The 14303-nt window shown below is 70.1% G+C and carries 16 protein-coding genes; 9 read left to right on the top strand and 7 right to left on the bottom strand.

What is annotated here, in order from left to right; genetic code table 11:
* Positions 1 to 64 precede the first annotated feature (64 nt).
* On the top strand, positions 65 to 1054 hold the full coding sequence (gene moaA, locus LJ657_RS36325) for a GTP 3',8-cyclase MoaA (RefSeq protein ID WP_232653189.1): 990 nt from the start codon (positions 65 to 67) through the stop codon (positions 1052 to 1054).
* 16 nt (positions 1055 to 1070) lie between these two features.
* Here moaA and LJ657_RS36320 read toward each other — a convergent pair whose 3' ends face one another.
* Together LJ657_RS36320 and LJ657_RS36315 are read right to left on the bottom strand one after the other, a co-directional pair.
* On the bottom strand, positions 1071 to 1289 hold the full coding sequence (locus LJ657_RS36320; protein WP_232653188.1) for a hypothetical protein: 219 nt from the start codon (positions 1287 to 1289) through the stop codon (positions 1071 to 1073).
* Between the two features lie 238 nt (positions 1290 to 1527).
* Positions 1528 to 1926 (bottom strand): DUF3099 domain-containing protein, encoded by a 399-nt coding sequence (locus LJ657_RS36315; RefSeq protein ID WP_232653187.1) that lies wholly within the window; start codon positions 1924 to 1926, stop codon positions 1528 to 1530.
* A 246-nt stretch (positions 1927 to 2172) separates the two neighbouring features.
* Here LJ657_RS36315 and LJ657_RS36310 point away from each other — a divergent pair, with 246 nt between their 5' ends.
* Positions 2173 to 2451: a GlsB/YeaQ/YmgE family stress response membrane protein gene (locus tag LJ657_RS36310; protein ID WP_232653186.1), complete on the top strand. Its 279-nt coding sequence runs from the start codon at positions 2173 to 2175 to the stop codon at positions 2449 to 2451.
* Positions 2452 to 2565: 114 nt separating this feature from the next.
* Here the strand turns inward: LJ657_RS36310 and tyrS are convergent, their stop codons facing one another.
* Genes tyrS through LJ657_RS36295 form a run of 3 tightly spaced genes read right to left on the bottom strand, consistent with a single transcriptional unit; the run spans position 2566 to position 6838 of the window.
* The gene (gene tyrS, locus LJ657_RS36305; RefSeq protein WP_232653185.1) at positions 2566 to 3834 is read right to left on the bottom strand and encodes a tyrosine--tRNA ligase; all 1269 of its coding nucleotides are present in this window, start codon (positions 3832 to 3834) and stop codon (positions 2566 to 2568) included.
* 56 nt (positions 3835 to 3890) lie between these two features.
* A complete protein-coding gene (locus LJ657_RS36300) occupies positions 3891 to 5285 on the bottom strand; it encodes a metallopeptidase TldD-related protein (protein ID WP_232653184.1) in 1395 nt (464 codons plus the stop codon).
* Entirely contained in the window at positions 5282 to 6838 is a 1557-nt protein-coding gene (locus LJ657_RS36295; RefSeq protein ID WP_232653183.1) for a TldD/PmbA family protein, read from the bottom strand. Before LJ657_RS36295 ends, LJ657_RS36300 begins: the two co-directional genes overlap by 4 nt.
* A 256-nt stretch (positions 6839 to 7094) precedes the next feature.
* Here LJ657_RS36295 and fabG point away from each other — a divergent pair, with 256 nt between their 5' ends.
* The 3 genes from fabG to LJ657_RS36280 all read left to right on the top strand — a co-directional run bounded on the left by fabG (position 7095) and on the right by LJ657_RS36280 (position 9107).
* Positions 7095 to 7814 (top strand): 3-oxoacyl-[acyl-carrier-protein] reductase, encoded by a 720-nt coding sequence (gene fabG / locus LJ657_RS36290; protein ID WP_232653182.1) that lies wholly within the window; start codon positions 7095 to 7097, stop codon positions 7812 to 7814.
* A gap of 5 nt (positions 7815 to 7819) precedes the next feature.
* On the top strand, positions 7820 to 8587 hold the full coding sequence (gene fabI / locus LJ657_RS36285; RefSeq protein ID WP_232653181.1) for an enoyl-ACP reductase FabI: 768 nt from the start codon (positions 7820 to 7822) through the stop codon (positions 8585 to 8587).
* A gap of 172 nt (positions 8588 to 8759) precedes the next feature.
* On the top strand, positions 8760 to 9107 hold the full coding sequence (locus LJ657_RS36280) for a hypothetical protein (RefSeq protein WP_232653180.1): 348 nt from the start codon (positions 8760 to 8762) through the stop codon (positions 9105 to 9107).
* On the opposite strand, the gene LJ657_RS36275 is transcribed toward LJ657_RS36280, so the two are convergent.
* On the bottom strand, positions 9088 to 9777 hold the full coding sequence (locus LJ657_RS36275) for a FadR/GntR family transcriptional regulator (protein WP_232653179.1): 690 nt from the start codon (positions 9775 to 9777) through the stop codon (positions 9088 to 9090). The two genes, LJ657_RS36280 and LJ657_RS36275, sit on opposite strands and share 20 nt — an antisense overlap.
* Before the next feature lie 70 nt (positions 9778 to 9847).
* On the opposite strand from LJ657_RS36275, the gene LJ657_RS36270 reads away from it, so the two are divergent.
* The 4 genes from LJ657_RS36270 to LJ657_RS36260 all read left to right on the top strand — a co-directional run bounded on the left by LJ657_RS36270 (position 9848) and on the right by LJ657_RS36260 (position 12269).
* Positions 9848 to 11146 carry a CynX/NimT family MFS transporter gene (locus LJ657_RS36270; RefSeq protein WP_232653178.1) on the top strand — a complete coding sequence of 433 codons (1299 nt, stop codon included), beginning with the start codon at positions 9848 to 9850 and terminating at the stop codon, positions 11144 to 11146.
* A 44-nt stretch (positions 11147 to 11190) separates the two neighbouring features.
* The gene (locus LJ657_RS48345) at positions 11191 to 11307 is read left to right on the top strand and encodes an SGM_5486 family transporter-associated protein (RefSeq protein ID WP_269787331.1); all 117 of its coding nucleotides are present in this window, start codon (positions 11191 to 11193) and stop codon (positions 11305 to 11307) included.
* Between the two features lie 171 nt (positions 11308 to 11478).
* Positions 11479 to 11685 carry a hypothetical protein gene (locus LJ657_RS36265; protein WP_232653177.1) on the top strand — a complete coding sequence of 69 codons (207 nt, stop codon included), beginning with the start codon at positions 11479 to 11481 and terminating at the stop codon, positions 11683 to 11685.
* 65 nt (positions 11686 to 11750) lie between these two features.
* Complete coding sequence (locus tag LJ657_RS36260) at positions 11751 to 12269, top strand: SixA phosphatase family protein (protein WP_232653176.1); 519 nt, start codon at positions 11751 to 11753, stop codon at positions 12267 to 12269.
* Positions 12270 to 12377: 108 nt separating this feature from the next.
* Here the strand turns inward: LJ657_RS36260 and serB are convergent, their stop codons facing one another.
* Complete coding sequence (gene serB, locus LJ657_RS36255) at positions 12378 to 13592, bottom strand: phosphoserine phosphatase SerB (RefSeq protein WP_232653175.1); 1215 nt, start codon at positions 13590 to 13592, stop codon at positions 12378 to 12380.
* Between the last annotated feature and the right edge of the window lie 711 nt (positions 13593 to 14303).

Genomic DNA, 14303 nt, shown 5'->3' with positions numbered 1-14303 from the left:
GTAGGCTCGCAGGTGACGGGAAATGATGGAGCCGTACTGATCCGTTACGAGGGAGGGGGCCCACGTGCTCATCGACACCTACGGCCGAGTGGCCACCGACCTGAGGGTCTCGCTGACCGACCGGTGCAATCTGCGATGTACGTACTGCATGCCCGAAGAGGGCCTGCAGTGGCTGGCCAAGCCCGACCTGCTCACGGACGACGAGATCGTCCGCCTGATCGACATCGCCGTCACCTCCCTGGGCATCAAGGAGGTCCGCTTCACCGGCGGCGAACCCCTGCTGCGCCCGGGCCTGGTCGGCATCGTCGAGCGGGTCGCCGCCCTGGACCCCCGCCCCCAGATGTCCCTGACCACGAACGGCATCGGACTCAGGCGCACGGCGACGGCCCTGAAGGCAGCGGGCCTGGACCGGGTGAACGTCTCCCTCGACACCCTCCGCCCCGAGACCTTCAAGACCCTCACCCGCCGGGACCGGCACAAGGACGTCATCGAGGGCCTTCAGGCCGCCCGCGACGCAGGGCTGACCCCGGTCAAGGTCAACACCGTCCTGATGCCGGGACTGAACGAGGACGAGGCCCCGGACCTGCTCGCCTGGGCGGTGGAGCACGACTACGAACTGCGCTTCATCGAGCAGATGCCCCTGGACGCCCAGCACGGCTGGAAGCGCGACGGCATGGTCACCGCGGGCGACATCCTGGCCTCGCTGCGCACCCGCTTCGACCTGACTCCGGAGGCCACGGACGAGCGCGGCTCGGCCCCCGCCGAACGCTGGGTCGTGGACGGCGGCCCGCACCGCGTCGGCGTCATCGCCTCCGTCACCCGCCCCTTCTGCGCGGCCTGCGACCGCACCCGCCTCACGGCCGACGGCCAGATACGCACCTGCCTGTTCGCGCAGGAGGAGACCGACCTGCGTGCAGCGCTGCGCTCCGACGCCCCCGACGAGGAGATCGCCCGCATCTGGCGACTGGCCATGTGGGGCAAGAAGGCAGGAGCCGGCCTGGACGACCCGTCGTTCGTCCAGCCGGACCGCCCGATGTCGGCGATCGGCGGCTAGGAACCGTAAAGGGAACCTAGGCGCCTTCGGAGGACTCCCATTCCTTCAGCAGGACCACGTCCTTGAGAAAACCCCGTACACCGAGGAACTGGGAGAGATGCTCCCGGTGCTCCTCACAGGCCAGCCATGTCTTGCGCCGCTCCGGCGTGTGGATCTTCGGGTTGTTCCACGCGAGCACCCACACGGCATCGGCACGGCAGCCCTTGGCGGAGCAGATCGGGTTCTCGTCACTCACAGGTTCGTCTCACAGCCGGGCTGAACAAGGCGCCGAAAACGGCACAGAACAAGGCGACGCCGAGCAGCCACGGGGGGAGCTGCCCGGCGTCGGTCTGTCGCTCCGACGGGGGATGCGGAGCGCCTACGAAGTATGTCACGGGTAACCCGTCGCCCGGCACCGGAACAACATGATTGATCTGAGCTTTTCTTGAGCTTTGTGCGGAGCCGCATTCCGTTTTGCGGCCCTTCCGCCGCGATCACGCCCGGTCGTGCGGTTCGCTTCGCGCGTCCGGTGTGGGCTCGGCCGCCACATCTTCCGGGACCGGTTCCGCGAAACCGTCATTCGTCCGCGGCGGCGTGATCATCGGACGCATCGGCGCGCTCACAAACGTCGACGGAAGCGACGGCGCGTTCTCCCGCCCCGCGTTCGCGATCACCACGGCGATGTAGGGGAGAACCGCTCCGAGGACCAACGCCACGATCGCGACGTGCCGTTCGACGTTCCACAGCGAGACCGCGAGGATCACCGACACCGTACGGATCGACATCGAGATGACGTACCGGCGCTGCCGGCCGCGCACGTCCTCGTCGAGACTCGTCCGAGCCCCGGTGATCCGGAACACCTGGCTGTTGCCGCCGCCATGCTGCTTCCGCATCACATTCCACCATCCGCCTGCATCGGACCGTCCCCGTCCCCGTGCCCGGTCCGCCCCCGGTCGGAGGACGGCACCCGGACACCTCCAACGTTACGCCGCGCCTGCGCCGCCTACGAGACCGGGGCGCCTCCCGCCTGGCCGAACGGCCTCAGCCGTAGCGCGTACAGCCCCACCCGGCATGCGCCGTACGGTGCACGGGCCGAGACTGGGCGCAAGGGGCACATCGAGCCGTACGAGGAGGCAGCCATGGGCTGGTTGTGGGCCGTCATCGTGGGATTCGTGCTGGGCCTGATCGCCAAGGCGGTCATCCCCGGCAAGCAGCACAGCCCCCTCTGGCTGACCACCATCTGCGGCATGCTCGGCGCGATCGCAGGCAACGCCATCGCACGCGGCTTCGGCGTCGAATCAACCCGAGGCATCGACTGGGGCCGCCACGCCTTCCAACTCGTGGCGGCGATCATCATCGTCTTCGTGGTCGACATGGCGTACATGGCAACACTGGGCAGACACAAACAGCGCGCGTGAGCTGCAGCGCGCCCCAAAGGGGCGCGGGGCTGCGTCGATATGCGGCTCCGCCGCGTGGGCGCGAACAACCACGACGAAGCCGCGGTCCGCAGACCACCCGCACCCCTGTGGCGATTACGCCCCGCCCACCTCAACGGCGGCAAGATTCTTCTTGCCCCGCCGAAGCACAAGCCACCGCCCGTGAATCAGATCCTCCTTGGCGGGAACCGCGTCCTCGGACGCGACCTTCACGTTGTTCACGTACGCCCCGCCCTCCTTCACCGTCCGCCGCGCAGCCGACTTGCTGGCCACCAGCCCGACCTCGGCGAACAGGTCCACCACCAGGCCGGGCTCGGCGACCCGGACATGCGGCAGCTCCGACAGCGCCGCCGCCAGCGTCCGCTCATCCAGCTCCGCCAGCTCACCCTGCCCGAAGAGGGCGCGGGATGCGGCGATCACCGCCGCCGTCTGGTCGGCGCCGTGCACCAGCGTCGTCAGCTCCTCCGCCAGCGCACGCTGGGCGGCCCGGGCCTGCGGGCGCTCCTCGGTCTGCTTCTCCAGCTCTTCGAGTTCCGCACGGGACTTGAAGGACAGGATCCGCATGTACGTCGAGATGTCCCGGTCGTCCACGTTCAGCCAGAACTGGTAGAACGCGTACGGCGTCGTCATCTCGGGGTCGAGCCAGACGGCGCCGCCCTCGGTCTTGCCGAACTTGGTGCCGTCCGCCTTGACCATCAGCGGCGTCGCCAGGCAGTGCGCCTCGGCGTCGGGCTCCAGCCGGTGGATCAGGTCCAGCCCCGCCGTGAGGTTGCCCCACTGGTCGCTGCCGCCCTGCTGGAGCGTGCAGCCGTGCCTCCGGTACAGCTCCAGGAAGTCCATGCCCTGCAGCAGCTGGTAGCTGAACTCCGTGTAGCTGATGCCTTCCTGGGACTCGAGCCGACGCGCTACGGAGTCCTTCGTCAGCATCTTGTTGACGCGGAAGTGCTTGCCGATGTCCCTGAGGAACTCGATGGCCGACAGACCGGCCGTCCAGTCCAGGTTGTTCACCATCACCGCGGCGTTCTCGCCCTCGAAGGACAGGAACGGCTCGATCTGCGCGCGCAGCCGGGTCACCCAGTTCGCGACCGTCTCCGGGTCGTTGAGTGTCCGCTCCGCCGTGGGGCGCGGGTCACCGATCTGGCCGGTCGCGCCGCCCACCAGGGCCAACGGGCGCAGGCCCGCCTGCTGGAGCCGGCGCATGGTGAGGACCTGGACCAGGTGGCCGACGTGCAGACTGGCCGCGGTCGGGTCGAAGCCGCAATAGAACGTGACGGGACCGTCCGCGAGCGCCTTGCGCAAAGCATCCTCGTCAGTGGACAGGGCCCACAGACCCCGCCACTTCAGCTCGTCGACGATGTCCGTCACGGTTCTCGTATCTCCTTGATGATCTTCGGGCAGTCGAGCGACCACCGGCTACGAGGTTATACGCCCTGACTGACAGAGCTCATATTGAAGTCGGGCACCCGCAGCGCAGGCATCGCAGCCCTAGTGAACCAGTCGCTCCACTCCCTCGGCAGCGTCTTTTCCGTGCGCCCGGCCTCGGTGGCCCGCCCGAGCAGGTCGACCGGCGACTCGTTGAACCGGAAGTTGTTGACCTCGCCGCTCACCTCGCCGTTCTCGACGAGGTAGACGCCGTCCCTGGTCAGACCGGTGAGCAGCAGGGTGGCCGGATCGACCTCGCGGATGTACCAGAGGCAGGTCAGCAGCAGCCCGCGCTCGGTGTTCGCGACCATCTCCTCCAGGGAGCGGTCGTCCCCGCCGGTCAGGATGAGGTTGTCGATCGAGGGAGCCACCGGCAGCCCGGTCAGGCCCGCGCTGTGCCGGGTGGTCGTCAGATGGGCCAGCTCGCCCTGCCGTACCCACTCGGTGGTCGTGAGCGGCAGGCCGTTGTCGAACACCGACTGGTCGCCGCCGGAGGAGTGCGCGATCACGAAGGGCGCCGACTCCAGGCCCGGCTCGTTCGGGTCGCTGCGCAGGGTCAGCGGCAGCTCGCTGAGCCTGTCGCCCACGCGCGTACCGCCGCCGGGCTTGGAGAACACCGTGCGGCCCTCGACCGCGTCCCGCCCGGACGCCGACCACATCTGGTAGATCAGCAGGTCCGCGACGGCGGTCGGCGGCAGCAGCGTCTCGTACCGCCCGGCGGGCAGTGCGATCCGCCGCTCGGCCCACCCGAGGCGTACGGCGAGCTCCGCGTCCAGCGCGGCGGGGTCGACGTCCTTGAAGTCGCGTGTGGAGCGGCCCGCCCACGCCGAGCGCGTACGGTCCGGCGACTTGGCGTTCAGCTCCAGCGTCCCGTTGGGCTGGTCGTGACGCAGGCGCAGACCCGTCGACGTACCCACATAGCTCGACACCAGCTCGTGGTTGGCGAAGCCGTACAGCTCCCGGCCGCCCGCACGCGCGCGTGCGAACGCCTCCCCGAGCGCCGGCGCGAAGTCGGCGAAGACGGTCGACGAGGTCTCGGCGGGCGCGTCCACGAAGTCCGGCGACTGCGCCACGCCCGTGACCAGCGGCTGCGCGTCCTCCGCCGGCCCGGCGCCGCGCGCGGCGGCCTCGGCGGCCCGCACCAGCGGCTCCAGCTCGTCGACGGTCACGGCCGAGCGGGAGACGACACCCGAGGCGGTGCCTTCCTTGCCGTCGACGGTGGCGACGACCGTGAGGGTACGCCCGCGCGTGACACCGTTCGTGGTGAGCGCGTTGCCCGCCCAGCGGAGGTTGGCGGTCGAGTGCTCGTCGGCGATGACGACACAGCCGTCGGCGGTGGACAGCTCCAGCGCCCGCTCGACGATCTCGTGCGGCTTGTTGCTGCGGGCGCTCATCGGCCGGCCTCCTGCGTGGTGTTCAGAATGTTGACGCCCTTGAAGAGGGCCGACGGGCAGCCGTGCGAGACGGCGGCGACCTGGCCCGGCTGGGCCTTGCCGCAGTTGAAGGCACCCCCGAGGACATACGTCTGCGGGCCGCCCACCGCGGCCATCGAGCCCCAGAAGTCGGTGGTCGTCGCCTGGTACGCGACATCCCGCAGCTGCCCGGTGATCCGACCGTTCTCGATCTTGAAGAAACGCTGACCCGTGAACTGGAAGTTGTAGCGCTGCATGTCGATCGACCATGAACGGTCACCGACGACGTAGACGCCCCGGTCCACCCCGCCGATGAGGTCCTCCGTAGCCATCCCGGCCGGATCCGGCTGCAGCGAGACATTGGCCATGCGCTGCACCGGCACGTGCCCGGGGGAGTCGGCGAACGCGCACCCGTTGGACCGCTCGAACCCGGTCAGCTTCGCGATCCGCCGGTCGAGCTGGTAGCCGACGAGCGTGCCGTCCTTGACCAGGTTCCAGGACTGGCCCTCGACGCCCTCGTCGTCGTAGCCGACGGTGGCAAGGCCGTGCTCGGCGGTGCGATCACCGGTGACGTTCATCAGCTCGGAGCCGTACCTCAGCTTGCCCAGCTGGTCGAAGGTGGCGAAGGAGGTACCGGCGTAGGCGGCCTCGTAGCCGAGCGCTCGGTCCAGTTCGGTGGCGTGGCCGATGGACTCGTGGATGGTCAGCCACAGGTTGGACGGGTCGACGACCAGGTCGTACAGGCCCGCCCGGACGCTCGGCGCGCGCATCTTCTCGGCGAGCAGCTCCGGGATCTGCTCGAGCTCGCTCTCCCAGTCCCAGCCGGTGCCGGTGAGGTACTCCCAGCCGCGCCCCACGGGCGGCGCGATCGTCCGCATCGAGTCGAACTCGCCGCTCGACTCGTCGACCGACACGGCCGTCAGCTGCGGGTGCAGCCGCACACGCTGCTGTGTGGTCACGGTCCCGGCCGTGTCGGCGTAGAACTTGTTCTCGTGCACGGTGAGCAGTGAGGCGTCGACATGGTTGACACCGTTCGCCGCGAGCAGCTGGGCGCTCCAGTCCGCGAGCAGCGCCGACTTCTCCGCGTCGGGCACCGAGAACGGGTCGATCTCGTACGACGAGATCCAGGTCTTCTCCGCGTGCACGGGCTCCTCGGCGAGCTCCACCCTCCCCCACTGCCCGAAAGGCGTGGGAGGTGCTCCCACGCCCGAACCGGCCGCCTTGATCACCTGGGCGGAGAGCTTCGCCATCGCCACCGCCTGCGAGGCGACCTTGGCGGCGGCGTCCAGGCTCAGGTCCACCCCCGACGCGAAGCCCCATGTCCCGCCGTGCACGACCCGCACCGCGTACCCGAGATCAGTGGTGTCCGACGAACCGGCGGGCTTGGCGTCCCGGAAGCGCCAGGACGCGCTGCGTACCCGCTCGAACCGGAAGTCCGCGTGCTCGGCGCCCAGGGCACGCGCGCGTGCCAGCGCCGCGTCGGCCAGGGGCCGTAGGGGCAGTGCCGTGAAGGCTTCGTCGATGGTATGAGGCACCGAGGTCTCTCCTTGTTGTCGTGACCTGTGATCGGACCGGCGGTTGCTCCGATCATTTCGCGTGACCGGGCCGCGGACCACAGGTTTCGGGCCGCTACCGGCAACTTTCTGTAGGGACCCGACAGTGAGTCCCGTAAGCCACTGTCGGTGCCCGATTGTCCGCGGGAGCACCCGGACAGATAGGTTTTCGAGGAAGCCGCCTGTCATCCAGGTGTTCGGGCGGGGGGTATCAGACCGCTATCGAAAGGGTGATCCGTTGAGCCGCTCGGTTCTCGTCACCGGAGGCAACCGGGGCATCGGCCTCGCCATCGCCCGCGCATTCGCCGACGCCGGCGACAAGGTCGCGATCACGTACCGCTCGGGTGAGCCGCCGGCCGCCCTCACGGAATTGGGCTGCCTGGCCGTCAAGTGCGACATCACCGACACCGAGCAGGTGGAGCAGGCCTACAAGGAGATCGAGGCCGAGCACGGCCCGGTCGAGGTCCTGATCGCCAACGCCGGCATCACCAAGGACCAGCTGCTGATGCGCATGTCCGAGGAGGACTTCACGTCCGTCCTCGACACCAACCTCACCGGCACCTTCCGGGTGGTCAAGCGCGCCAACCGCGGCATGCTGCGCGCCAAGAAGGGCCGCGTCGTCCTGATCTCGTCGGTCGTCGGGCTGTACGGCGGCCCCGGTCAGGCCAACTACGCCGCCTCCAAGGCCGCCCTGGTCGGCTTCGCGCGCTCCCTCGCCCGTGAGCTGGGCTCGCGCAACATCACCTTCAACGTCGTCGCCCCCGGCTTCGTGGACACCGACATGACCAAGGTGCTCACCGACGAGCAGCGTGAGGGCATCGTGAAGCAGGTGCCGCTCGGTCGTTACGCGCAGCCGGAGGAGGTGGCCGCGACGGTGCGGTTCCTCGCCTCCGACGACGCCTCGTACATCACTGGAGCCGTCATCCCTGTTGACGGCGGACTGGGAATGGGTCACTGATCACCATGAGCGGAATCCTCGAGGGCAAGCGCGTCCTGATCACCGGTGTGCTGATGGAGTCCTCCATCGCCTTCCACGCCGCCAAGCTGGCCCAGGAGCAGGGCGCGGAGATCATCCTGACCGCGTTCCCGCGGCCCACGCTGACCGAGCGCATCGCCAAGAAGCTGCCGAAGCCCACCAAGGTCATCGAGCTCGATGTCACCAACGACGAGCACCTGGGCCGCCTGGCCGACCTGGTCGGCGAGGAGCTCGGCGGCCTCGACGGCGTCGTGCACTCCATCGGCTTCGCGCCGCAGGACGCGCTCGGCGGCAACTTCCTGAACACGCCGTTCGAGTCCGTGGCCACGGCCATGCACGTCTCGGCGTACTCCCTGAAGTCGCTGACCACGGCCTGTCTGCCGCTGATGCAGAACGGCGGCTCGGTCGTCGGCCTCACCTTCGACGCGCAGTACGCCTGGCCGCAGTACGACTGGATGGGTCCGGCCAAGGCCGCCCTGGAGGCCACCAGCCGCTACCTCGCCCGTGACCTGGGCAAGCAGAACATCCGCTGCAACCTGATCTCCGCGGGCCCGATCGGCTCCATGGCCGCCAAGTCCATCCCGGGCTTCAGCGACCTGGCCGCCGTGTGGGACGAGCGCTCTCCGCTGGAGTGGGACCTCAAGGACCCGGAGCCGGCCGGCAAGGGCATCGTCGCCCTGCTGAGCGACTGGTTCCCGAAGACAACGGGCGAGATCGTCCACGTGGACGGCGGTCTGCACGCCATCGGCGCGTGATCGCTGCCACTGTCTGAACAGTGATCGAGGGCGCGCGTCCGGACGGACGCGCGCCCTTGCCATGTCACCCGTTCGGCCTATCCGGCCGGGCGGAGCCGGGGCTCAACTGCGCACTCTGGATTACGTGTTCAGCACGTGATTCCCTCCCCAGCGCGGCCGAGGAGGTCCCCTTGTGCGCATCTTCCGCAGCCTGGCCTCAGTGACCGTCGCCGTCGCTCTCGTGATGTCCCTGCCGTACGAGGCGATGCCCCACGCGCGCGTGAAGCCCGGGAAACCACCGGCGCCGCAGCTCTTCGGCGCCTGGTGCCGCACCAGGGTCACCGGCTCCCACGTGACCGCGTACTGCCACAATCCCTATCCGCAGACCGACGGCGTCAGCCTGCATGTCGAGTGCGCGCGCTGGTGGGACCTCGACACCGACGGCACCCCGGTCGACACCGGGCCGGCGATGACCGTACGGCTCTCCGGCCGGTGCTGGAAGGAAGTCGGCTCGGTGTGGATCAGCCACCAGAAGCGGTGAACCGTCCGGGACGGCACAGGAACGGATAGCTCGCCGCCTCCGCACCCGCCGCCTCGGCTTCACCCGCGCGGATCGCGTCGACCAGGCGCGTGTGCTCCATGTACGTCTCCGGGGTGAGCTCCTGGCCGACGTCCTCGCGCAGCCAGTCCCGCAGCACCTCGCCGAGGTCCGCGTACATCGCGGTCATCACGTCGTTGTGCGAGGCCGCCACCACCGCCATGTGGAAGGTCGCGTCCGCCGTCACGAAGGTCTCCGTGTCGCCCGACTGCCAGGCCTCCTCGCGCCGCACGAGCAGCGCGTCCAGCTGCTTGAGGTCCTTCTCGGTGCGCCGCCCGGCGGCGAGCTTCGCGGCTGCCGACTCCAGTGTGGAACGCAGCTCGGCGATGTGCCGCGGGTCGGCCTCGGAGAAACGGCGGTGCATCACGCCCGCCAGCTCGCTGGTCGCCACGACATACGTGCCCGAGCCCTGGCGGATGTCCAGCAGACCGTTGTGCGCGAGCGCGCGGACGGCCTCACGGACCGTGTTCCGGGCCACGCCTAGCTGCTCGACCAGCTCCGGCTCCGTCGGGATGCGGGAGCCGACCGGCCACTCGCCCGAGGTGATCTCGTGCCGCAGCGCGGCGATGACCTGCTCGGACAGCGCGGAACGGCGCGGATGACTCAGGGGCATGGCACACCTTCGCACGAGGTGGGCGGCTCCGGCCGACCCGGGGATGGACAACCAATCATCCAATGATTCTATGATGAGCAGCATGGCAAGTGAGGAAACCCGGACGACGGCGTTCACGAACGTGCGCGTTCCGGCCGCGGACGAGCCCCAGCGACCCGCCACGCGCGCGTGGACGACGAGACTGCTCGTGCTCGGCATCGTCCTGTCGGCCCTCAACCTCCGCCCCGCCATCACCAGCCTGGGCGCGCTCCTCGAAGAGGTCCGCGACGGGCTCGGCATGAGCGGCAGCGTGGCCGGCCTGCTCACCTCCGTGCCCCCGCTCTGCTTCGCCGTCTTCGGAGTCACGGCCCCGCGCCTCGCCCGCCGCTTCGGACCGGGCGCGGTGGTGTGCGCGGGCATGGTGGCCATCACGGCGGGCCTGCTCATACGGCCGTACGTGGGCGGCACGGCCGGCTTCCTGGCCGCCAGCGCGCTCGCCCTCATGGGCATCGCGGTCAGCAACGTCCTGATGCCGGTCATCGTCAAGCGCTGGTTCCCGGACCGCGTCGGCTCCATGACAGGCCTCTACTCGATGGCGCTCGCCCTGGGCACCGCCGCCGCGGCCGCGGTGACGGTGCCCATGACCGAGGCGCTGGGCGGCAGTTGGCAGGCCGGTCTCACGGTGTGGGCGGCCCTCGCGGCGGCGGCCGTACTGCCGTGGATCCCGTTCGTACGCCGGCGGGGTGCGGGGCCCGCCGAGCAGCCGGCCGTGCGGCAGGAGCACGCGCGCGTGGAGGCGCCCGTGCTGCGGATCACCCGGAGCCGCACCGCCTGGGCGCTCGCCGTCTTCTTCGGGCTGCAGGCCACCGCCGCGTACATCACTATGGGCTGGATGGCGCAGATCTTCCGGGACGCGGGCGTGCCCGCGGGCACGGCGGGGCTGCTGCTCGCCGTCACGATGGTGATGGGCGTGCCGCTGGCGTTCGTCATCCCGCGCGTTGCCGCCAGGCTGCCGCACCAGGGGCCGATCGCGATCGCGCTGGGCGCGTGCGGCCTCGCCGGTTACGCCGGCCTGTACCTCGCACCGGCCGCCGGTGCCTGGGCCTGGGCGCTGCTGCTCGGCATCGCCAACTGCGCCTTCCCGCTGGCCCTCACCATGGTCGGCATGCGGGCCAGGACCGGCGCAGGCGTCGCCCAGCTGTCGGCGTTCGCGCAGAGCACCGGCTATCTGATCTCCATCCCCGGCCCGCTCCTGGTGGGCGTCCTCTACCAGCACAGCGGCGGCTGGGGACTGCCGATCGCGCTCATGGCCGCCCTGATGGTCCCGCAGATGGCCGTCGGCGTTCTGGCGGGGCGCAATCGCACGGTGGAGGACGAGGCGGCGCGCTGACCCCCGGCCGATGCGCCGCGGGCGCGGGGTGCGAGACTTGCCGTATGCCAGTGCTCGACCCGAACCCCCAGAACGGCCAGAAGAAGATGCTGCTCGTCTTCGGCTCGTTCCTCGCCATCTTCGTGATCATCGCCATCATCGCGACGATCGCCTCGCCGTGACCGTCCGCCGGGCCGCCCGATGGTGGGGCTAGCACCACCATCCCCTAGGGGGTGAGTGTCAGGGTCAACTGGGTGGATCTCCGGATGGGTTGAGGGCTCCGGATTCCGTAACTTCGAAGTGTGACCGCGTAAGGCGGATCACCGCGGACTCGAAGACCAGCGGAGGCACCCATGTCGGCCCAGTCGCACACCCGGCCCCACCCGGCGACCACGGGTGGCGTCGACATCCGGCTGCCCTGGTGGGCGCTCGCCCTGCCGACGCTCGCGTTCATCGTGCTCCTGGCGCTGATGCTGAACCCGTCGGACGCGCAGGCGGCGGCGGGGGACCCGGCGATCACCCACCTCTTCGAGCGGGCACAGCAGCTCATAGGCCGCTGAGCACCGGTTCGGCCGCCAGTCAACTCCCTGCGCCCCATGGCTTGTTTCATGCGAAGCTGGGTTCCATGAGCGTCGCAGAACCCCGCAGGATCGTCCTCTTCCGGCATGCGAAAGCCGACTGGCCACAGGTGACCGACCACGAACGCCCTCTCGCCGAGCGGGGCCGCACGGACGCCGCAGTCGCCGGACGCAAGCTGGCCGACACCGGTATCCCCTTCGACCTGGCCCTGTGCTCCACCGCGGTCCGGACCCGTGAGACCTGGAAGCTCGCCGTCCATGAGTTCCCCCACCGGCCGAAAACCGTCTATGAGGAGCGGATCTACGAGGCCTCACCCGGCGAGCTGATCGCGCTGCTCAACGAGACCCCCGACGACGCGCAGAGCGCCGTACTGATCGGCCACAATCCGGGCGTGCAGGGCCTCGCCGAGATCCTGGCCGGCTCGTCGGAGGGCGACGTCGGCGAGCGGATGAGCCGCCGCGGCTTCCCGGCCGCCGCCTTCGCCGTCCTGTCCTTCGAGGGCCCCTGGAAGACCCTGGAACCGGGTGTGGCCACGCTGGTGGACTACTGGGCGCCGACCGAGTAGCCGACCCGGCGGCCCCGCAGACGACCGACGAAGCGAGCAGGCGACACCACGGCCGAGGGGCCCGGCACCACCACGGTGCCGGGCCCCTCGACGTACCGATACGGGCGACTACCGCTCGTCGTGGGTGTCCGCCGCCTCGACCTCTTCGCGGGTGACGCCGAGCAGATACAGGACCGTGTCCAGGAAGGGCACGTTCACCGCGGTGTGCGCGGCCTCCCGTACGACCGGCTTGGCGTTGAAGGCGACACCGAGACCGGCCGCGTTGAGCATGTCCAGGTCGTTGGCGCCGTCGCCGATCGCAACGGTCTGGGCGAGCGGTACGCCCGCCTCCGCGGCGAACCGGCGCAGCAGCCGTGCCTTGCCCGCGCGGTCGACGATCTCGCCGGTGACCCTGCCGGTGAGCCTGCCGTCGACGATCTCCAGCGTGTTGGCCTGCGCGAAGTCGAGCCCGAGCCGTTCCTTGAGGTCGTCGGTGACCTGGGTGAAGCCGCCGGAGACGACACCCACTTGGTACCCGAGCCGCTTCAGCGTGCGGATCAGTGTGCGGGCCCCGGGTGTCAGCCGCACCTCACTGCGCACCTTGTCCACCACGGACGCGTCGAGCCCCTCCAGGAGCGCCACGCGCGCGTGCAGCGACTGCTCGAAGTCCAGTTCCCCGCGCATCGCGGCCGCGGTCACCTCGGCGACCTTGTCCTCGCAGCCGGCGTGCGCGGCGAAGAGCTCGATCACCTCGTCCTGGATGAGCGTCGAGTCGACATCCATGACGACCAGCCGCTGCGCCCGCCGGTGCAGCCCCGCCGCGACGACCGCCACATCGACACCCAGTGCCGCGGCGTCCGTCACCAGGGAGGTGCGCAGCAGCTCGGTCTCGACGCCGGACACCGCGAACTCGACCGCCGTGACGGGGTACTTGGCGAGGCGGAAGATACGGTCGATGTTGCCGCCGACAGAGGCGATCTTCGCGGCGATCCGGGCGGTCGCCTCCGCCGTGAGGGGGTGACCGAGGACCGTGACCAATGAGCGTCCGAGGCCGCGCGGGCGGTTGTCGCCCCGCCCGGAGATGATCTCCGCCTGCATCTTCATCGACTCCGCCCAGCTGTGGACGGTGGCCCGCAGATCCCCCTCCAGCCCGTGGGGCGGCGGGGTCACGAGCGCGCACAGCGTGAGCCGGCCACGGGTGACGACCTGCTCGATGTCGACCACGTCGACGGAGTAGGCGGCGAGGGTGTCGAACAGGCCGGCCGTGATGCCCGGCCGGTCCTTGCCGAAGATCTTGACGAGGAGGGTGGGGACGTCAGCGGTCGAGGTCTGCGATGCGCTCATGGTGTACCCACCGTATCCGGCACCCAGTGCCTACCGCCGCCGCGGTCCGCCTGGCGGACACGGAACAGTGGGCGACGAGCAGATGGCGGAAGCCTTAAGCAGGGGCTACGACTGTCCCGGCCGCATCGCCCACACCGGCTCTCGATGCGCGCCCTGGGCGCCGCACGTGCGCCGGAGGATCTGCTTCCGGTCGGAGGATCTGCTTCCGGTCGGAGGGCCTGCTTCCGCCGGGGTGGGTGTGTCCGTCTCAGCGGGTCTGCCTTTGACCGGCGTGAGTGTGTCCCGCCCACCCCGGCCGTGTGGGCGCCTCGACCCTCTGCGGTTGCCTCGGGCGGCGCAGGCGCGCCGGTGGCCGTGCGTCCGTGGCAGCCGTGGCCGCTTGGCGGGCCTCTGAGGCTCCCGTCGGCCGGTGACAGTCCGCTGAGCGGGGCTGCACCGACCCCGACGGAGCCGCGAAGGACAGGCGGTGGACGTCTCAGAGCCGCGTACGCCTGTCGGACGGCCCGGTTTCAGCCAGGAGCCGATGCCTCCGGCTCACCGGCCTCCCTGTGGCCGACGGAGGGCCTTGCACGTCCGTCGGACGGCCCGGTGCGGCCGGGGACCGTTGTCTCCGGCTCAGCGGGCTCCTCGGCGGCTGACGGAGGGCCTTGCGCATGCCCACGACCAGCCCGGCGCGCAGCTGCTCGGCGGACAGCTTGAGCGGCACACGCG

Origin of the sequence: Streptomyces guryensis (assembly GCF_021261325.1) — a bacterium.
Lineage (GTDB): Bacteria > Actinomycetota > Actinomycetes > Streptomycetales > Streptomycetaceae > Streptomyces > Streptomyces guryensis.
The sequence above is the reverse complement of the archived record's forward strand: the minus strand, read 5'-3'. Positions and strand labels throughout refer to the sequence as shown.